Annotated in this window: 17 protein-coding genes; 9 read left to right on the top strand and 8 right to left on the bottom strand. The window is 63.9% G+C overall.

What is annotated here, in order from left to right; genetic code table 11:
• The first annotated feature begins 15 nt into the window (after window positions 1-15).
• The 5 genes from FHX14_RS10490 (at window position 16) to FHX14_RS10470 (ending at window position 6,569) form a co-directional block, all read left to right on the top strand.
• On the top strand, window positions 16-1,161 hold the full coding sequence (locus FHX14_RS10490; protein WP_184377060.1) for a citrate synthase: 1,146 nt from the start codon (window positions 16-18) through the stop codon (window positions 1,159-1,161).
• A gap of 134 nt (window positions 1,162-1,295) precedes the next feature.
• Window positions 1,296-1,814: a FecR domain-containing protein gene (locus FHX14_RS10485; RefSeq protein ID WP_184377059.1), complete on the top strand. Its 519-nt coding sequence runs from the start codon at window positions 1,296-1,298 to the stop codon at window positions 1,812-1,814.
• A 3-nt stretch (window positions 1,815-1,817) separates the two neighbouring features.
• A complete protein-coding gene (locus FHX14_RS10480) occupies window positions 1,818-3,674 on the top strand; it encodes an adenylate/guanylate cyclase domain-containing protein (protein ID WP_184377058.1) in 1,857 nt (618 codons plus the stop codon).
• Window positions 3,675-3,772: 98 nt separating this feature from the next.
• On the top strand, window positions 3,773-5,758 hold the full coding sequence (locus tag FHX14_RS10475; protein WP_184377057.1) for a DEAD/DEAH box helicase: 1,986 nt from the start codon (window positions 3,773-3,775) through the stop codon (window positions 5,756-5,758).
• Between the two features lie 151 nt (window positions 5,759-5,909).
• Window positions 5,910-6,569 carry a 50S ribosomal protein L11 methyltransferase gene (locus tag FHX14_RS10470; RefSeq protein WP_184377056.1) on the top strand — a complete coding sequence of 220 codons (660 nt, stop codon included), beginning with the start codon at window positions 5,910-5,912 and terminating at the stop codon, window positions 6,567-6,569.
• Between the two features lie 19 nt (window positions 6,570-6,588).
• Here the strand turns inward: FHX14_RS10470 and glp are convergent, their stop codons facing one another.
• From glp to FHX14_RS10445, 5 genes are read right to left on the bottom strand one after another with little or no spacing between them, the layout of a single operon-like run.
• The gene (gene glp, locus FHX14_RS10465; RefSeq protein WP_184377055.1) at window positions 6,589-7,812 is read right to left on the bottom strand and encodes a gephyrin-like molybdotransferase Glp; all 1,224 of its coding nucleotides are present in this window, start codon (window positions 7,810-7,812) and stop codon (window positions 6,589-6,591) included.
• Window positions 7,809-8,306, bottom strand: a complete 498-nt coding sequence (moaC, locus tag FHX14_RS10460) for a cyclic pyranopterin monophosphate synthase MoaC (RefSeq protein WP_184377054.1) — start codon at window positions 8,304-8,306, stop codon at window positions 7,809-7,811. Before moaC ends, glp begins: the two co-directional genes overlap by 4 nt.
• Before the next feature lies 1 nt (window position 8,307).
• Complete coding sequence (gene trpC / locus FHX14_RS10455) at window positions 8,308-9,120, bottom strand: indole-3-glycerol phosphate synthase TrpC (protein WP_184377053.1); 813 nt, start codon at window positions 9,118-9,120, stop codon at window positions 8,308-8,310.
• Between the two features lie 9 nt (window positions 9,121-9,129).
• Window positions 9,130-10,146, bottom strand: coding sequence for an anthranilate phosphoribosyltransferase (gene trpD / locus FHX14_RS10450; RefSeq protein WP_184377052.1), 1,017 nt, complete (start codon window positions 10,144-10,146; stop codon window positions 9,130-9,132).
• An 8-nt stretch (window positions 10,147-10,154) separates the two neighbouring features.
• Window positions 10,155-12,047 (bottom strand): peptidylprolyl isomerase, encoded by a 1,893-nt coding sequence (locus FHX14_RS10445; RefSeq protein ID WP_184377051.1) that lies wholly within the window; start codon window positions 12,045-12,047, stop codon window positions 10,155-10,157.
• A 219-nt stretch (window positions 12,048-12,266) separates the two neighbouring features.
• On the opposite strand from FHX14_RS10445, the gene FHX14_RS10440 reads away from it, so the two are divergent.
• A complete protein-coding gene (locus tag FHX14_RS10440; RefSeq protein WP_003586381.1) occupies window positions 12,267-12,548 on the top strand; it encodes a hypothetical protein in 282 nt (93 codons plus the stop codon).
• Window positions 12,549-12,615: 67 nt separating this feature from the next.
• Here the strand turns inward: FHX14_RS10440 and FHX14_RS10435 are convergent, their stop codons facing one another.
• Complete coding sequence (locus FHX14_RS10435) at window positions 12,616-12,870, bottom strand: GlsB/YeaQ/YmgE family stress response membrane protein (protein WP_131710997.1); 255 nt, start codon at window positions 12,868-12,870, stop codon at window positions 12,616-12,618.
• A 664-nt stretch (window positions 12,871-13,534) separates the two neighbouring features.
• Between FHX14_RS10435 and FHX14_RS10430 the strand changes: the two genes are divergently transcribed.
• The 3 genes from FHX14_RS10430 to FHX14_RS10420 all read left to right on the top strand — a co-directional run bounded on the left by FHX14_RS10430 (window position 13,535) and on the right by FHX14_RS10420 (window position 15,970).
• The gene (locus FHX14_RS10430; protein WP_003573054.1) at window positions 13,535-13,690 is read left to right on the top strand and encodes a hypothetical protein; all 156 of its coding nucleotides are present in this window, start codon (window positions 13,535-13,537) and stop codon (window positions 13,688-13,690) included.
• 465 nt (window positions 13,691-14,155) lie between these two features.
• Window positions 14,156-15,028: a transglutaminase family protein gene (locus tag FHX14_RS10425; protein WP_184377050.1), complete on the top strand. Its 873-nt coding sequence runs from the start codon at window positions 14,156-14,158 to the stop codon at window positions 15,026-15,028.
• Between the two features lie 99 nt (window positions 15,029-15,127).
• Window positions 15,128-15,970, top strand: coding sequence for a transglutaminase family protein (locus FHX14_RS10420; protein ID WP_012557720.1), 843 nt, complete (start codon window positions 15,128-15,130; stop codon window positions 15,968-15,970).
• Here the strand turns inward: FHX14_RS10420 and FHX14_RS10415 are convergent.
• Both FHX14_RS10415 and FHX14_RS10410 read right to left on the bottom strand, forming a co-directional pair.
• Window positions 15,957-16,178 (bottom strand): alkylphosphonate utilization protein, encoded by a 222-nt coding sequence (locus FHX14_RS10415; RefSeq protein ID WP_003586391.1) that lies wholly within the window; start codon window positions 16,176-16,178, stop codon window positions 15,957-15,959. The two genes, FHX14_RS10420 and FHX14_RS10415, sit on opposite strands and share 14 nt — an antisense overlap.
• Before the next feature lie 96 nt (window positions 16,179-16,274).
• The gene (locus FHX14_RS10410; RefSeq protein ID WP_184377049.1) at window positions 16,275-17,168 is read right to left on the bottom strand and encodes a LysR family transcriptional regulator; all 894 of its coding nucleotides are present in this window, start codon (window positions 17,166-17,168) and stop codon (window positions 16,275-16,277) included.
• Between the last annotated feature and the right edge of the window lie 35 nt (window positions 17,169-17,203).

The raw sequence follows: 17,203 nt of genomic DNA, 5'->3' as shown, positions 1-17,203 counted from the left end.
CAATATGAGGCTCCGATGTCGTGGCTGACCGCCGAGGAGGCGCTGCGGGCGCTGAAGACCAAGCCGCAGACGCTCTACGCCAATGTCAGCCGCGGTCGCATCCGTGCCAAGGCAGATCCTGCCGACTCACGCCGCAGCCTCTACCAGGCGACCGACGTGCAGCGGCTTGCCGAGCGTCATTCCGGCCGTCGCAAGACCGAAACCGTTGCCGCCGAGGCGATAAAGTGGGGCGACCCGGTTCTCTCGTCGGCAATCTCCACCATTATCAATGGGCGGCTTTACTATCGCGGACGGGATGCGACCGATTTTGCCGAGGCAGCGACGCTGGAGCAGGCGGCGGCACTGCTTTGGAACGCCGCGGAAGCGGTGTTCTCCGGCGCCGGCGTCGGGTATGCCGCTCCGTCGCTTCAGGCTGCGTTCATGGCGCTGGCAGGGCGAGTAACATCGGATCTGCCGTCGCTCGGCCGATCGCCGGCCGCGCTTCGCCGCGAGGCGCAGGGTGTCCTCTCCACCGTCGCCGATGCGCTGGCGCCGGGGCCTTCGGATCGGCCGCTGCATCTGCGGCTGGCGGAAAGCTGGCAGCGGCCGGATGCTGCCGATTGCCTGCGCCGGGCGCTGGTGCTGCTTGCCGATCACGAACTCAACGCCTCGACCTTTGCAGCGCGGGTCACGGCATCGGCGGGTGCTGCGCTTTCGGCCGCCGTGCTTTCCGGTCTGGCGACGCTGACCGGGCCGCTGCATGGCGCTGCCTGGCAGGGTGTCGACACCTTGATCGAGACGGCTTTGGCGCTTGGGGCGGAGCAAGCGGTTCGCCGCACGCTTGCCCAGGGCCATCGCCTGACGGCCTTTGGCCATCCGCTCTATCCCGACGGCGATATCAGGGCTATTGCGCTGCTCTCGCATTTTCCTCTGCCGCCGGAATTTGCAGACCTTCGTGATGCGGGCGAGACGATGGTCGGTGAGAAGGTCAATCTCGATTTCGCCCTTGCCGCGATGGCCACCGCCTTCGATCTTCCAAAGGAGGCACCGATCATCATGTTCTCGCTTGCCCGTTCCGCCGGTTGGCTTGCGCATGCGATGGAGCAGATCGACAGCGGCGAATTGATCCGGCCGCGGGCGCGTTACGCCGGGCCAGCGCCGCAAACCGATGCCAGCCGTTAAGAATCGGCTGGCGATTGTGGCGGTTTGCTTTTTTACCTAGGGAAATATCCGAATTCGGCTATCATGCCCGACATGGAAGAAGACGGTTGGCGGGCGCTTTCGAAAAGCTGTCCGCACGGTCATGGGGGTTTTCCATGAATACGACACTTCGCAGCATGCTTGCCGCCGCACTCGCTGCCGGCCTCATTCCACATGAGGCGGCCTTTGCGCAGTCTGCCGGCTGCACGATCGCGCGCGACGCCGGCGCCCGCCAGGTGTTCACCTGCCCCGGCGGGGTAAAGATCACGGCGGAAGCCGGCGCGTCCTTCCGGCTTGCCGACCGCAACCGTGACGGCAGCCCCGATTCAGCATCGCTGCGGCGCAAGGCCATCCTGGTCGATGTCGACAGCAGCCAGCATAAGGGCGGTTTTCAGGTGGTGACGCCGCAGGCGATCGCTGCGGTGCGCGGCACGCAATGGGCCGTCGACGTCGCAGGCGGCAAAACCTCGGTACTGGTCGTCCGAGGCAGCGTCGCCGTCCATCGGCCGGCCGGCGAGCAGGTGGTGCTAGCGCCGGGCGAGGGCGTCGATGTCACCAGCGGCTCGGAACCCCTCGTCGTGCGTCGCTGGCCGGCGCCGCGCGCCGCCGCCCTCCTTGCCCGCCTCGGCCAATAATCGATGAACCATCGCCTGCAGACCGTGATCGCGCTGGTGCTCGCCGGTCTTTGGGGAGCCGCGCTCGGCTATGCCAACCTCACTGCCGGAAGCGGCCTTCTCGACCGGATGGAGGCCTCGCTCACCGATATCCGCAGCATTATCGTCGGGGCGAAGACACCGCCTCCCGGCGTCTCGATCGTCGCCATCGACGACCGCACCGCGGCGGCCCACGGTTACCCCCTTGATCGGGCCACACTTGCGCGCCTTGTCGGCGCGATCAACGCCTTGAAGCCAAAAGCTCTGGCGCTCGACATTCTGCTGGTCGATCCCGGGCCGGAGGAGGGCGATGCGGCGCTGGCTGCCGCCCTTGCAAAGGGCCCGAGCGTGATTGCGGCCGCGGCCACCTTCACTAGAAGCAGCCAGCAGGTCACCGATGCGGCCAACGATCCGCTGGCCGCCATCCCCGAGGCAGGTCAGCTTCTGTTGCCGCTTCCCCGCTTTGCCGAGGCTGCCGCCGTCGGCATCGTCAATGTCGCCACCGACCAGACCGGCACGCCGCGTTACATTCCGCTGATCTCACGCGCCGCTGATCGATTGGATCCGGCCTTTCCGCTGCGCGCCGCTTCGGTGGCGCTCGGCGTCGACCCCAGCATCGAACCCGATGCCATCGTGCTCGGAAAGCTGCGTATCCCCACCGATATCGGCCAGCGGCTGCCGGTGACCTTCTACGGCGGGCACGGCAGCATCTCCACCTTCAGCGCCGCCGATGGGCTGGATGGCACGCTTTCAGCCGATGCCGTTGCCGGCCGCATCGTCGTCATCGGCTCGACGGTCACCGGCGGTGGCGACGTCTTCCCGACGCCGTTCGATCCGGTCATGCCCGGCGTCGAGGTGATGTCGACGGCGATCACCCATCTCGTCAGCGGCGATGGCATGGTGCGCGACCACCGGATAAGGCTGATCGATGCCGGCATCGCCGTCGGCCTGCCGATCGTGCTCGTTTCGCTGATTGCCTGGCGGCGGAGTGCCGTTGGCTATCTCATCATCGTCTTGACGCTGATCGTCTGGGCGCTGCTCAATCTGTCGGCCTTTGCGCATGGTTACTGGCTGAGTGCGGCGCTGCCGATCGCCGCAGCACTGCCGCCGGCGCTGATTTTCGGCGCGGCCGAACTCTGGCTCGACCGCGGCCGCGCCCGCCATTTTGCCGAGCAAAGTGCGCTGCTGCAGCGCATCGAGGCGCCCGGCCTCGGCGAATGGCTGGCACGCGACCCGAATTTCCTCTTGGCCCCGGTGCGCCAGAACGCCGCCGTCATCTTCATCGATCTCTCGGGTTTCACCGGTCTCAGCGAAAACCTCGGGCCGGTCAAGGTCAGCGAGGTGCTGAGCGGCTTCTTCGAACTGATCGACGAGGAGGCGCGTGCTCACGGCGGCGCCATCACCAGCTTCATGGGCGACGGGGCGATGATCCTGTTCGGCCTGCCGGAGCCTGCCGATGACGATGCCACACGGGCCGTTGCCTGCGCCGTCGGCCTGTGCGAACGCACACGAGCCTGGCTTCAAGCGCATGCCGGCTTTGCCGAGAAGAAAATCGGCTTCAAGGTCGGCGCCCATTGCGGCCCGATCGTCGCCTCGCGGCTCGGGACCGGCGACCGGCAGCAGATCACGGCGGCGGGCGACACCATCAATGTCGGCAGCCGGCTGATGGAGGTCGCCGCCCTCCATGGCGTCGAACTGGCGCTGAGCGTCGAAATCGTCCGCGCCGCAGGCCCCGACAGCGCGCTGCTGCAGGCCGGCCGGATGGAGGGTCCGTTGGAAACGGCGCTGCGCGGCAGGGCAAGCCATATCGACACCTGGCTGTGGCGCAGCCGCACGCTTTGACAATCGCCGCCGGAGCGGCTAGGAACGGCGCAAATACCCCGCCGGCTGGCTCCGGCCATGGCGCAATTCGCGCCTGACAGCTCCGAAAGATCGAACTCATGACAGAATTCAACGGCGTCGTTCCGGCGATCGCCAAGGCGTTGCAGAAGCGCGGTTACGCCGAACTCACCCCGGTGCAGAAGGCAATGCTCGATCCGGCGCTCGCCGCTTCCGACGCGCTGGTCTCGGCCCAGACCGGTTCCGGCAAGACCGTCGCTTTCGGCCTGGCACTGGCGCCGACGCTGCTCGAGGGCGGAGAACGCTTCGGCAATGCCGGTGCGCCGCTTGCGCTTGTCATCGCCCCGACGCGCGAACTTGCCCTGCAGGTCAAGCGTGAGCTCGAATGGCTCTATGAGATGACTGGTGCGGTGATCGCCAGCTGCGTCGGCGGCATGGACATCCGCAGCGAGCGCCGCTCGCTCGAACGCGGCGCCCATATCGTCGTCGGCACGCCCGGCCGTCTCTGCGACCATATCCGCCGCAGGGCGCTCGACATGTCGGAGCTGAAGGCCGCCGTGCTCGACGAGGCCGACGAGATGCTCGATCTCGGCTTCCGCGAAGATCTGGAATTCATTCTCGATTCGGCGCCGGACGAGCGCCGGACGCTGATGTTTTCGGCAACCGTGCCGGCGGCGATCGCCAAGCTTGCCAAAAGCTATCAGCGCAACGCCGTGCGCATCAGCACCGCGGCTGAGACAAAGCAGCATGTCGACATCGAATATCGCGCGCTGATGGTGGCCCCCAGCGACCGCGAGAATGCGATCATCAACGTGCTGCGTTATTACGAGGCGACCAACGCCATCGTCTTCTGCTCGACGCGCGCCGCCGTCAATCATCTGACCGCCCGCTTCAACAACCGCAATTTCTCCGTCGTAGCGCTTTCCGGCGAGCTGACGCAGAACGAACGCACCCATGCGCTGCAGGCGATGCGCGACGGGCGCGCCCGCGTCTGCATCGCGACCGACGTCGCTGCTCGCGGTATCGACCTGCCGGGCCTCGATCTCGTCATCCATGCCGACCTGCCGACCAATCCGGACACGCTGCTGCACCGCAGCGGCCGCACCGGCCGGGCAGGACGCAAGGGCATCAGCGCCATGATCGTGCCGCTGAATGCACGGCGCAAGGCCGAGCGCCTGCTTGAAAATGCCGGTATTTCCGCCGCCTGGGCGCGGCCGCCGTCGGCCGAAGAGGTCAACGAGCGCGACGACGAACGGCTGCTTGCCGATCCGATCTTCAGCGAAGCGCCGCAGGAGGAAGAACAGGGGCTGGTGCAGCAGCTGCTTTCCAGCCACGGCGCCGAAAAGCTCGCCGCCGCTTTCCTGCGTCTTTACCGCACCAACCATTCGGCGCCGGAGGATCTGATCGAGGTCACCGTGCAGGACGGGGGCAGCCGCAAGCGCCGCGACAATGCCGAGCCTTACGAGCCGGCGCAGAAGGGACCGCGCGAAGATTTCGGCGCCAGCGTCTGGTTCTCGGTTTCGGTTGGCCGTAAGCAGAATGCCGAGCCGCGCTGGCTGATCCCGATGCTCTGCCGCAACGGAAATGTGACGAAGCGCGAGATCGGCGCGATCAAGATGCAGCCCGAGGAAACCTTTGTGGAGATCGCGGAGGCGAGTGCCGAAAGCTTCCTGGCGGCGATCGGGCCGAACAAGGCACTCGAGCGCGGCATCCGCGTGACCAAGCTTTCCGGCACGCCGGATTTCAGCCGGGCGCCGTCGCCGAAGCCCTATGCCGGCAAGTCGTCGCGTGATGAACGGCCGGGCGACACGTTCCGCGACGAACGCCCGAAGAACAAGTTCGGCAAGGGTCCGGGCGGCGGATATGCTGCGGCCGACAATAGCGGCCAGCAAAGACAGGATAGCAAGCCCTGGAGCAAGAAGCCCGGCAAGCCCGGCTTCGATGGCCCGAAATTCGACAAGCCGAAGTACGACAAGCCGAAATTCGAAGGCGGCAAATCCGAAGGCGCCAAATCCGAACGTCCGAAATTCGAGGGCAAGGGCGGCGCCGGGGCGAAGGGCAAGTTCTCGAAGAAGAAGCCCGGCTGATTGCGCCGGCAGCCCTTCGCCGGGTCAGGCGGAGGGCTTTATCAAGGCCGATAAGTGACGCTCCAGGAGCATTTCGGCTTCGTCGCTTATGACGTGGAATTGATCGACGGCGGCATGCCGAATCTCGCCCTAGCGGCCAGGGAGCATGATGATGAAACGCTCCGATATGCCGCATCCCGATCCGGCCCCCTTCATCCAGGCCAATCTGCCGATCTCACCCGTTCCGGCCATTCCTGAAATCCTCCTCCATACGGCTGGGCCTGCCAGCGGGCTCTGGCGGCTTGCCGGCCGCGAAGAAGCCGATCCGGCGCCCTACTGGGCCTATCCTTGGGCCGGCGGCGCCGTGCTTGCCCGCCATCTGCTCGATCGCCCGGAAGTGGTCGCCGGCCGCCGCGTCCTTGATCTCGGCGCCGGCTCCGGGCTCGTCGCCATCGCGGCGGCCAAGGCCGGGGCTGCCGCGGTGACGGCGGTCGATGTCGATGCCAATGCCATCGCTGCAATCGGTCTCAACGCCGCGATCAACGGCGTGGACATCATTGCCGTCGCCGCCGATATCATCGAGGCACGACCGCCGGAGAAGACTGATCTCCTCTTTGTCGGTGACCTATTCTACGACCCCGCGCTTGCCGTGCGGGTGATGGCTTTCCTGCGGCGTTGCCAGACCGCCGGTATCGAGGTGCTGATCGGCGATCCCGAGCGCGCTTACCTGCCACTTGCACAACTGAAGCGAATCGCGACGCATGCGGTTGCGGAATTTGGCGCGGGGTACAACGGTGGAGCGGTGCAGGCGGGCGTGTTTTCGCTTTCCTGAAGCAGTTGGAAAGTCGGGACTATGCCAAAAGATCCGGCCGCAACAGCATGACCGGGCAGGGCGCTCCGGCCGGCAGTTCCGGCGCATGTGGCGGGCGGATGATGAGGCAATCGGCCTGGGAAAACACTTTCATCATCGAGGAATCCTGCTTGCCGAAGGCCTCGGCGAGCCAGGTTCCGGCGGCGGACTTCGACAGTTTCGCCCTGATATAGTCCTGGCGGTGGTCGTTGGCGCGCAGTGGGGTGGCTGCCTCCACCATTGCCTCGCGCCGCACCGGCGGCAGGGAAGCGAGCTTGCGGATCAGCGGTTCCAGGAAGAGCAACGAGCAGACGAGGCTCGAGACCGGATTGCCGGGCAGGCCGAGCACATGGGTCTCGCCGAAGCTGCCGACCATCAGCGGTTTGCCGGGACGCATGGCGATGCGCCAGAAATCGAGCTGCATGCCGGCCTCGATCAACGTCGCCTGCACCAGATCATGGTCGCCGACCGAAGCGCCGCCGAGCGTGACGATGACATCGGCCTCGGCGCCCCGCGCCGTATCGATCGCCGCGGTAATCCTCGCCTTATCGTCCGGGACGATGCCGAGATCGAGAACGTCGGCGCCGGCTTTGCGGGCAAGGGCTGCGATACCGAACGTATTGGATGCGATGATCTGCGAAGGGCCGGGCGTGCTTCCGGGCGGCAGTAGTTCGTCGCCGGTTGCGAGGATGGCGATCAGCGGGCGTTTGAGGACCTCGACATCGGGCCGGTTCATGCCGGCAGCGACCGTCAGCCGCGAGAAATCGAGCACGGTGCCGGCCACGAGCACGGCTTCGCCTTCGGTAAAATCCTGGCCGCGAGGACGTATATGCTGGCCCTGCCGCACGGGGAAATTGGTGCGGACGCCGTCTTCGATCTTCTCCGCATCCTCCTGCAGCAGCACGCTGTCGGCGCCTGCCGGAACGGGCGCGCCGGTGAAGATGCGGACGGCTTCGCCCTTGCCGACGCTTCCTTCGAAGCCGTGGCCGGCTGCAGACGTGCCGATGACCTTCAGCACGGCGCCCGGCTCCGGCGCATCGTCGCGGCGCAGCGCATAGCCATCCATGGCCGAGGCATCGAAGGGAGGCTGGGTTATCCCGGATTTGAGATCGACTGCCAGGACGCGGCCTTCAGCCTCGGCGAGCGGCAATGTCTCGGATGCCGCGACGGGCGTTGCGCGGGAAAGCAGTCGGCTTAAGGCCTCTGCGACCGGGAGAAGGTTCATCTCGCCTCCGGATGACGGAAATCGCCCGACTTGCCGCCGGATTTTTCAAGCAGCCTGACGCCGCCGATCTCCATCGCCTTGTCGGCCGCCTTGGCCATGTCGTAGATGGTCAGACACGCGACCGAGACGGCTGTCAGCGCCTCCATCTCGACACCGGTTTTGCCGGTCAGCTTGGCGGTTGCCGTGACGCGCAGGCCGGGCAGGGCGGCATCTTCCTCGATCTCGACGGTGACCTTGGTCAACATCAGCGGATGGCAGAGCGGGATGAGATCGGCGGTGCGTTTTGCCGCCATGATGCCGGCAAGGCGGGCCGTGCCGATGACATCACCCTTCTTGGCATTGCCCTGGCGGATCAGCGTGAGCGTTTCCGCCGCCATTTTCACATGGCCCTCGGCCGTGGCGATGCGCACCGTCTCCGCCTTGTCGGAGACATCGACCATATGCGCCTCGCCGGAGGCATCGATATGCGTGAGGCCGGGCTTTCCGCCGCTCATATCATTCGGCCGCGATGGCGGCTTCGCCGAAGAGCAGCGCGCGGGTGGCGGCCGTTACGTCGTCTTTTCGCATCAGGCTTTCGCCGACAAGGAAGGTGCTGATATCGACCGCCTGCAGACGCTTGCAATCGGCATGGGTGAAGATGCCGCTTTCGCCGATGAGGAGCCGGTCGGCGGGAACCATGGAGGCAAGCGTCTCGCTGACCGTCAGGCTGACCTCGAAAGTCCGCAGATTGCGGTTGTTGATACCGATGAGCGGCGAGGAAAGCTTCAGCGCCCGCTCCATCTCCTCGGCATCGTGAACCTCGACCAGCACATCCATGCCGAGCGAGAAGGTCTCGTCCTGCAGCCGCTCGGCCTCGTCATCGGTCAGCGACGCCATGATCAGCAGAATGCAGTCGGCGCCCCAAGCGCGCGCCTCATGGACCTGATAGGTCTCGAACATAAAATCCTTGCGCAAAGCGGGCAGGGCACAGGCGTCCCGTGCCGTCGTCAGGAATTCCGGGGCACCCTGAAAGCTCGGCGTGTCGGTCAGCACGGAAAGACAGGCGGCGCCACCGGCTTCGTAGGCCTTTGCCAGCGCCGGCGGATCGAAATCCGGGCGAATGAGGCCCTTGGACGGGCTCGCCTTCTTGATCTCGGCGATCAGGCCGAAATTGCCGGCGTCACGCTGGGCAACGAGCGCCTTGTAGAAACCACGCGGAGCGGACTGGCCGGCCTGCATCGCCTTCAGGTCGGCAAGCGACACCGCAGCCTTGGCGGCGGCGATTTCCTCGCGCTTGTAAAGTTCGATCTTCTTCAGAATATCGCTCATCGGGCAATCCTAGTCGATATCGTTGGAAACGGCGATGAGTTTGTCGAGGGCAAGCGCGGTGGCACCGCTATCGAGGGACTGCGCGGCAACCATCATGCCATCGCGAATCGTTTCGACCTTGCCGGCGATGACCAGCGATGCCGCGGCATTGGCGAGCGAAATATCACGATAGGCATTCTTCGCGCCGCTGAGCACCTCGCGAAGCGCTGCGGCATTGGCGACACCATCGCCGCCCCTGATGTCGGCGAGCACGCAAGGGCTGACGCCGAAATCGGCGGGCGATAGCTCGAAGGTGCGGATCTTGCCGTCTTCGAGCGCGGCCACCTTGGTGATGCCTGTCGTGGTGATCTCGTCCAGGCCGTCGCCATGGACCACCCAGACGCATTCGGAGCCGAGATCGCGCATGACTTCGGCAAGCGGCACCAGCCATTGCGGTGAGAAGACGCCGAGCAGCTGGCGGCGGACGCCGGCCGGACTGGAAAGCGGACCCAGCAGGTTGAAGATGGTGCGGGTGCCGAGTTCGACGCGAGACGGGCCGACATGGCGCATGGCGGAATGATGAAGCTGCGCGAACATGAAGCCGACGCCGGCCTCGGCAATGCAGCGGGAGATGATCTCGGGGCCGACATCGAGCTTGACGCCGAGTGCGGCCAGATTGTCCGCCGCGCCCGATTTCGAGCTCAGCGCCCGGTTGCCGTGTTTTGCGACGGGGACACCGGCGCCGGCGACGATCAGCGCCGCCAGCGTCGAGATATTGTAGGTGCCGCTGGCGTCGCCGCCGGTGCCGACAATGTCGATCGCATCTTCAGGCGCTTCGACGGTCAGCATTTTCGAGCGCATCGCGGTGACGGCACCGACGATCTCGTCGACGGTTTCGCCGCGCACGCGCAGCGCCATCAGGAAGCCGCCGATCTGCGAGGGCGTCGCCTGGCCCGACATCAGGATGTCGAAGGCGGCGCGCGCCTCGTCACGCGTCAGCGGCTCGCGGCTTGCGGCCTTGGCCAGGAACGGCTTCAGATCGGTCATAAGGCCTCCTAACGAAGCGTCGCCTGCTCGGCGAGCGTCTGGTTGATCTGCGCGCCGTACTGCGTCTGCAGCAGGTTGACCATCTGATCGAGAATATCGTCGCCGGCGGCATTGGCCATGGCGGTGATCTGGGCATCGCGGTTGTTCAGCGCGTCGCTGGTCGGCTCGCTGTTGACCTCGGTGACCTTCATCAGGATCTGCGTCGACGGATCCGCGCCGACGGCACTCGCGACCGCGTCGACGGGGCCGGAGAAGGCGGCGGTGACGCCGGCGCGGCCAAGCACCGGATCATCGGTGGCGCGGGTAACGCCGCTCTTGCTTTCAACGGCGATGCCGAGCGGCGTTGCGATATCGGCAAGCGCCGTACCCTTGGCGGCCTCGGCCTTCAATGCCTCGGCCTTTTTGGCAAGTTCGGCCTTCTGCTGTTCAGCCGTCCAGTCTTCGACCGCCTTTTCGCGTACTTCGGCGACCGGGCGCTCGCGGGTCGGGGTAATTTCGCGGACGTTGAACCAGACATAGCCGTCATTGCCGATCGGCAGCGGCGGCGCATCGACGCCAACTTCGGTCTTGAAGGCTTCGCCGAGCAACTGCTGCTTGACGGGAATATCCTTGACCTCTTTGCCGTCCTTGTCGGCGCCGGTCATATCGACGGCGTCGACGGTCACGGCCTTGAGCTTCAGCTGGCCGGCAATATCCTCGAGCGTGGCGCCGCCGGCGCGCAGATCCTCGATGCGGTCATGAACGTTGATCACTTCCTGCGAGGCATTGGAAAGCGCCAGCTGCTTGCGGATATCCTCCTTCACCTCGTCGAAATTCTTGGTGGTTTCCGGCTTGATGTTGGTGATGCGCAAGATGACGGAGCCGAAGGAGCCCTCGACGACAGGTGTCGTGCCGCCGTCCTTCGAAACGGCGAAGGCCGCATCGGCAACGGCCTGGTCGGGAACCTTGTCCTTGGTGAATTCGCCGAGCAGCACGTCGCTTGCCGTCTTGCCCTGGTCGGAGACCAGCTGGTCGAAGCTGGTGCCGCCCTTCAGCGCCGTTTCGGCGGCAACGGCAAGATCCTTGCTGGTGAAGGTCAGCTGTTCGATGGTGCGGCTTTCCGGCGTGCGGTAGGTGTCCTTGCTCTTGTCGAAGGCTTCGTGGATCTGGTCGTCGGTGACGGTCGCGGCGTCGGCGATATCGGCGGGCTGCAGCGAGAGATAGACGAGCTTGCGGTATTCAGGCGCCTGGTAGCGCTGCTTGACGCCGTCGAACCACGTCGCCAGCACGTCGTCGGCAGGCGCTTTGATCGGCTCGATATTGGCGTTGGTGAGCAGCAGATAGTCGACACTGCGGCTTTCATTGCCATAGAGCTTCAGGGCGTCGACCAGTGTCTTCGGCGCGGTAAAGCCGTTCGAGATGGCATCGACGACCTGACTGCGGACGGCGACCTTGCTGCGCTCCTTGATGTAATCGTCCTGGCGGATACTGGCGTTGCGAAGGCGCGAGATGAAGAGTTCACGGTCGAACTTGCCGTTGACGGCCTTGAAAGCCGGATCGTCGGCGATCAGCTGGGCGAGGCGATCTTCGGACAGGCCGAGGTTCATGTCTTCGGCGAGCTGGTCGAGCGAGGCGCCGGCGACGAGCTGGGCAAGCACCTGCTGCTCCACGCCGAAAGCGCGGGCCTGTTCTGGAGTGAGACGCGTGCCGAACTGCTGGCCGAGGCTTGCCACCTGGCGCTGGTAGGCGAGGTGGAATTCGTTGACGTCCACATGCTGATCGCCGACGGTCACGACCGTGGTGCTGTTGCTGCCGGTAATCAGCGACCGGGAGACGCCCCAGATGCCGAAGGACGCGACCAGCAGAAGCATCAGCAGCTTGGCGACCCAGGTCTGAGCGGCTCTTCTCAGGATATGGAACATAGAAACGCAAACCTCGCAGTATCATTGAGCCGCGCGCGGGCGGACATTCGACGTTCCTTAGAACAAACCCGACAGGAAATGAAGAGTTTGTCGCGCGAAAAGCTGCGCCGGGTGGCGGTGGCCGCGTGGCGGCTCCGCGGCCAACAAAAGATCGGCTGCGGCGGAACCTTTCGGGCCGCCATTTCGTTGAAGCGGCATCCCATGCAACAGGAGCAGACCATGGCCGACTTGAAAACCGCTTCCGCCGAATCCACCGCTGCGCGCGTCAAGGCTGATATGGCAGCAGACGACCTGTCGGCGCAGGTCGCAGCCCTTCGCAACGATCTCTCCCGGCTGACGGAAAGCGTGGTCGCGCTCGGGCAGGGGGCAAAGTCGGCAGTTACCGACGAGGCGTCGCTGATGACGGAACAGCTGCGCGACAAGGTTCGTGAAGAACCGCTCATGGCGCTCGCGGTGACCGCAGGCATCGCCTATGTTTTCGGCCTGCTGAGCCGCCGCTGAAAGACAATTCGGGATAGAGAAAAGCCGGACGCGAAGCGCGCCCGGCTTTTAACTATGTCTGCGGCAATCAGCGACGGATGACGCGGCCGACGAAAATCAGAATGCAGGCACCGACGAAGCCGGTGATCAGATAACCCAGCCAACCGGCCAGCGGCTGGATGTGCAACAGACCCAGGATCCAGTTGGCGACGATGGCGCCGACGATGCCGAGCAATATGTTCATGAGCAAACCCATATTGCTGCTCATGACCTTTTCCGCCAGCCATCCGGCGATGCCGCCGATGATGATGGCTGCAATCCAACCCACGCCTGCGTTTTCCATGGTTATCTCCCTCCTGACAAAACGAGTCACAGAATGCACGAAACGAAAGGAAGTTCCACTCCCAGTTACGAGATTGCCTGCCGCTTCAGCAACTTATGTGACTTATGGCTGCAGCACGGTCACGGGGGAGTTCAACGCGTATGAAGCAATCTGGAACAACAGACCGGCAATGGCAATCACTGCGAATCCCAACGGCATGATCAGGCTTTTAGTAAACATTGTTCCTCTCCCCTTTGCATAAAGCATAAGCGGAAGCGGAAGACGCGCAAGTATATTGTTAATGAATAGTTAAGTATGGCATTTAACTAAAATGGATTACATTGTTGAATGCTAGAATACTTGCGGAAATTGAAATATTTCTTGCCTGTCATTTAAGGGTGCACGCGCAAGCATCCGGGTCTATTGCGCTCGGATCTATCTCGGCGGTTTGCGGAAGACGGCTGGCGAGGGAATCTCTATGTCCGGTGAACGACGAGCATGAAGACGAGGAAGGACGCTGTCGCAACGGTCGCAGCGAAGGCAATCTGATAATCCATGTCGTGAACCCCGGTTGGATGGCTTCCGTTAACGCCGGTGGCGCCATTGAGTTCCCTATCCGGTGGATTGATTTTGCCGGGGAATGCATCATCTTTCCCTGATCGCCATTCCATCCGGGGAAAACTTGATGTCAAAAGCTGCAATCGCCGTCGCCTGCATTTGCCTGCTCACACTGTCCGGCTGCGGCAATACCGCATACGGGCTGAAGAAGGATGGACAGGAAGCGAGCCACGCCATGGACAATGCGACACATCGGGTGCTTTCCGCAGGCGCCAAGAAGTAAGGCGGGCGCCAAGAAGTATGGCGCGGGAAAAAGAATCACGGTGAAAAAAAGCCCGCCTGGGGTGAGGCGGGCTGGCAATAACAGGGAGAATGGACGGATAGACGCCGTCTCTGCTAATAAAGCACTTCCTTAAGCGCTTGGCTTTACGTCATTCGACGTATCCGCCACCGTTCCGGCAGCAGCCTATACGATGAGGCTTCTGAATCGGATCAGAAGTTGCCCCAGTTCTGGGCGCGGGCACGGGCGCGAATAATCCGGTATTCGCGACCGCCATAGAGCGAGCCGATTGTCAGCATAAGCGTCAGAACGTCCCAGATGATATGCATTTTATCCTCTTAGGTTGGACGGGCTCTGCCGTCGATCGGTTGGTGCAGAATAGCAATCTTTCGAATGTGCTTATATGACAAGAAATCGGGATAAGCAGGAAGCTGGCAGGGCGCGCCTCACGCAGAGGAAAGCCGGCCCATGACGATTTTCTCCGTTCGCCACATCACGTCCTATCGTTACGTCAGGGATGTCGATTTCGGCGAGCATCGCTTGATGTTCCGGCCGCGTGACAGTTTCGACCAGCGGCTGATCGAAGCGTCGTTGACGATATATCCCGAGGAAAGTCATGTGCGCTGGATCCACGATGTTTTCGGCAATTGCGTGGCGCTCATCGATATTTCGAGGCCGGCGTCCGAGCTTCGTTTCGAAACCTGGATCACGCTCGATCATACGCCCCAGGTTGCCCTCGACCTCAAGGTGGACGATCAGGCGCTGACCTATCCGTTCTCCTACGACAAGGACGAGATTGCCGATTTGACGCCGGCCATGCAGCGCCATTATCCCGACCCCAACGACGAGGTCGGACGCTGGGCGCGCCGGTTCGTGCGCCAGGGGCGTCCGACCGAGACGGGGCACATGCTGATGACGCTCTGTTACGCCATTCGGGAAAGCTTCGTCTATGCGCGCCGGATGGAGCACGGAACGCAGACGCCGCTGCAGACTTTGCAGCTTCGTTCCGGCACCTGCCGGGATTTCGCGCTGCTGATGATGGAGGCGGCACGCGTCCTCGGCCTCGCGGCGCGGTTTGTCACGGGCTATGTCTATGTTCCCGACCGGGACGACTCCACCGTGCTCGGGGGCGGTTCCACCCATGCATGGTGCCAGGTTTACCTTCCGGGCGGCGGCTGGGCGGAGTTCGATCCGACCAACGGGATCGTCGGCAACCGCGATCTCATTCGGGTCGCCGTCGCCCGCGATCCGCGTCAGGCCGTCCCGTTGAGCGGCAGCTATGATGGCGATGGGGCGGATTTCGACAGCATGACAGTGCAGGTCAACGTCACCACGAAGTAATCTTCGGTTTGGGCGCGGCGACAGTTGCGGCTGCGGGAACCGGGCAGCACGATCGGCGTTGCATAGTCACGCCATCTGTCGCGATGTTAGGACGCCACAATGAAGATACGCGCCGGGTTTCATCTGGGCTATGAATGCATACAGCCGACGCCGATGCTGCTCGCTCTCAACATTCATCCTTCGCGCCGCGCCGATCTTCTCAGCGAGCAGGTGCTGACATTCGACCGGCCGATCGAGGCCTGGGAATATACCGACGGTTTCGGCAATGCCTGCAGCCGGATCGTCGCCCCGGCTGGAGTAACGACGATTTCCACGGCGTTCGAGATCTACGACAGCGGCCAACCCGACGTCGTTCCCGACGATGCCGTCCAGCACGCGATCAACGACCTGCCGGACGAGGTGCTCGTCTTCCTGCTCGGCAGCCGCTATTGCGACACCGACAGGCTCGCCGATTTCGCCTGGGCAACCTTCTCGTCGACACCGCTCGGCTGGGCGCGCGTCCAGGCGATCTGCGATTTCGTCCATGACCACATCACCTTCGACTACCTGAAGGCCGACCTGCTGCGGACCGCGCATGGCGGCTTCGTCGACAAGGCAGGTGTCTGCCGCGACTTTGCCCATCTCGCCATCGCGCTTTGCCGATGCATGAATATCCCAGCCCGATATTGCACCGGCTATCTCGGCGATATCGGCGTCCCGATCGATCCCAATCCGATGGATTTCAGCGCCTGGTTCGAGGTGTTTCTCGGCGGCCACTGGCATACGGTCGATGCCCGCCACAACACGCCGCGAATCGGCAGGATCCTGATGGGGACCGGCCGCGACGCCACCGACGTCGCAATGTCGACGGCCTTTGGGCCGGCAGTGCTTTGCCGCTTCGAGGTGATCACCGAGGAAGTGCCGCAGGAAGCGGCTGATAAGGCCGATCCTATGCCTTCTTGAGGAATTCGGTTTTCAACACCAGACCCTTGACCTGCTTGGTATTGCATTCGATCTCGCCTGGATTGTCGGTCAGGCGAATGCCCTTGACCAGCGTTCCGCGCTTCAGCGTCTCCGAGGTTCCCTTGACCTTGAGATCCTTGATCAGCGTTACGGAATCGCCGTCGTGAAGCTGGCTTCCGTTGCTGTCCTTTACGATGATGTCGGCCATGATGTTCCCACCTCATAATTCGCCTGATGATCTCGGGCGGGAAATCACGTCGACGCGGGATAGTCAACCACGACCATCCGATTGATCGTTCGTCGATCACGTTGCCCCGCAGGCCTCCCGAACGCAGCCGCGCAGCCAGCGGTGGGCCGGATCGGCATCCATCCTCGGGTGCCAAAGCAGGGAAAGCGTGATCTCAGGGATCGGAACGGGCAGGGGAAAGCTGTGCATTCCCTGGCGCAATGCTCCCGTGTGCCGTTCCGGAACACTGGCGATTAGATCCGAGGCGCGGGCAAGCGCCAGCGCTGTGGAGAACCCACCGACGATCGTGGCAATCTGCCGTTCGAGCCCGAGCGCATCGAGGGCTTGATCGATCCTTCCCTTGTCGAGCCCGCGCCGGGAGACGGCGATGTGCCGGCCGGCAGCATACCGGGCGTGCGTGACCTCGCCCTGGCAGAGCGGATGCCCACTCCGCACGACGCCGACGAAACGATCGCGGAACAAGGCCTGCGCCCGCACCTCCGGTCCCATCGTTTCGCCGACGACGCCGGTTTCCAGGTCGACGCTTCCGTCGCGCAGCGGGGCGCTGTCCTTATCCGGTTTCTGCACGAAGCGCAGCCGCACGCCCGGCGCTTCACCACCGAGGCGGGCGATAAGATCGGGTCCGAAGCTCTCGGCGAAGCCTTCGCTGGTGCGCAGCGTGAACGTCCGGACCAGGCGTTTGAGATCAAGCACCTCGGCAGGGCGCAGCACCGCTTGCGCATCCTCGACGATCCGGCCGACCCGTTCGCGCAGTTCGAGCGCCCGGGGCGTGGGGACGAGGCCGCGGCCGGCGCGCACCAGCAGCGGATCGCCCGTCGTCTCGCGCAGTCGCGCCAGCGCCCGGCTCATGGCCGAAGGGCTGAGCCGCAGCCTGTGGGCGGCGCGGGCAACGCTGCCTTCGGCAAGCAGCACATCCAGGGTGACGAGCAGGTTGAGATCGGGTGTCGACATGCATCCGATATAACACGGCTTCATATGGCGTCCAA

It is taken from the genome of Rhizobium sp. BK619, from assembly GCF_014195245.1.
Lineage (GTDB): Bacteria > Pseudomonadota > Alphaproteobacteria > Rhizobiales > Rhizobiaceae > Rhizobium > Rhizobium acidisoli.
The sequence above is the reverse complement of the archived record's forward strand: the minus strand, read 5'-3'. Positions and strand labels throughout refer to the sequence as shown.

What these genes read in the sequence shown, in the direction of transcription:
- FHX14_RS10490 (WP_184377060.1), top strand. Translation starts at nt 16, where the DNA reads ATGTCGTGGCTGACCGCCGAGGAGGCGCTGCGGGCGCTGAAGACCAAG.
- FHX14_RS10485 (WP_184377059.1), top strand. Translation starts at nt 1,296, where the DNA reads ATGAATACGACACTTCGCAGCATGCTTGCCGCCGCACTCGCTGCCGGC.
- FHX14_RS10480 (WP_184377058.1), top strand. Translation starts at nt 1,818, where the DNA reads ATGAACCATCGCCTGCAGACCGTGATCGCGCTGGTGCTCGCCGGTCTT.
- FHX14_RS10475 (WP_184377057.1), top strand. Translation starts at nt 3,773, where the DNA reads ATGACAGAATTCAACGGCGTCGTTCCGGCGATCGCCAAGGCGTTGCAG.
- FHX14_RS10470 (WP_184377056.1), top strand. Translation starts at nt 5,910, where the DNA reads ATGAAACGCTCCGATATGCCGCATCCCGATCCGGCCCCCTTCATCCAG.
- glp (WP_184377055.1), bottom strand. Translation starts at nt 7,812, where the DNA reads ATGAACCTTCTCCCGGTCGCAGAGGCCTTAAGCCGACTGCTTTCCCGC.
- moaC (WP_184377054.1), bottom strand. Translation starts at nt 8,306, where the DNA reads ATGAGCGGCGGAAAGCCCGGCCTCACGCATATCGATGCCTCCGGCGAG.
- trpC (WP_184377053.1), bottom strand. Translation starts at nt 9,120, where the DNA reads ATGAGCGATATTCTGAAGAAGATCGAACTTTACAAGCGCGAGGAAATC.
- trpD (WP_184377052.1), bottom strand. Translation starts at nt 10,146, where the DNA reads ATGACCGATCTGAAGCCGTTCCTGGCCAAGGCCGCAAGCCGCGAGCCG.
- FHX14_RS10445 (WP_184377051.1), bottom strand. Translation starts at nt 12,047, where the DNA reads ATGTTCCATATCCTGAGAAGAGCCGCTCAGACCTGGGTCGCCAAGCTG.
- FHX14_RS10440 (WP_003586381.1), top strand. Translation starts at nt 12,267, where the DNA reads ATGGCCGACTTGAAAACCGCTTCCGCCGAATCCACCGCTGCGCGCGTC.
- FHX14_RS10435 (WP_131710997.1), bottom strand. Translation starts at nt 12,870, where the DNA reads ATGGAAAACGCAGGCGTGGGTTGGATTGCAGCCATCATCATCGGCGGC.
- FHX14_RS10430 (WP_003573054.1), top strand. Translation starts at nt 13,535, where the DNA reads ATGTCAAAAGCTGCAATCGCCGTCGCCTGCATTTGCCTGCTCACACTG.
- FHX14_RS10425 (WP_184377050.1), top strand. Translation starts at nt 14,156, where the DNA reads ATGACGATTTTCTCCGTTCGCCACATCACGTCCTATCGTTACGTCAGG.
- FHX14_RS10420 (WP_012557720.1), top strand. Translation starts at nt 15,128, where the DNA reads ATGAAGATACGCGCCGGGTTTCATCTGGGCTATGAATGCATACAGCCG.
- FHX14_RS10415 (WP_003586391.1), bottom strand. Translation starts at nt 16,178, where the DNA reads ATGGCCGACATCATCGTAAAGGACAGCAACGGAAGCCAGCTTCACGAC.
- FHX14_RS10410 (WP_184377049.1), bottom strand. Translation starts at nt 17,168, where the DNA reads ATGTCGACACCCGATCTCAACCTGCTCGTCACCCTGGATGTGCTGCTT.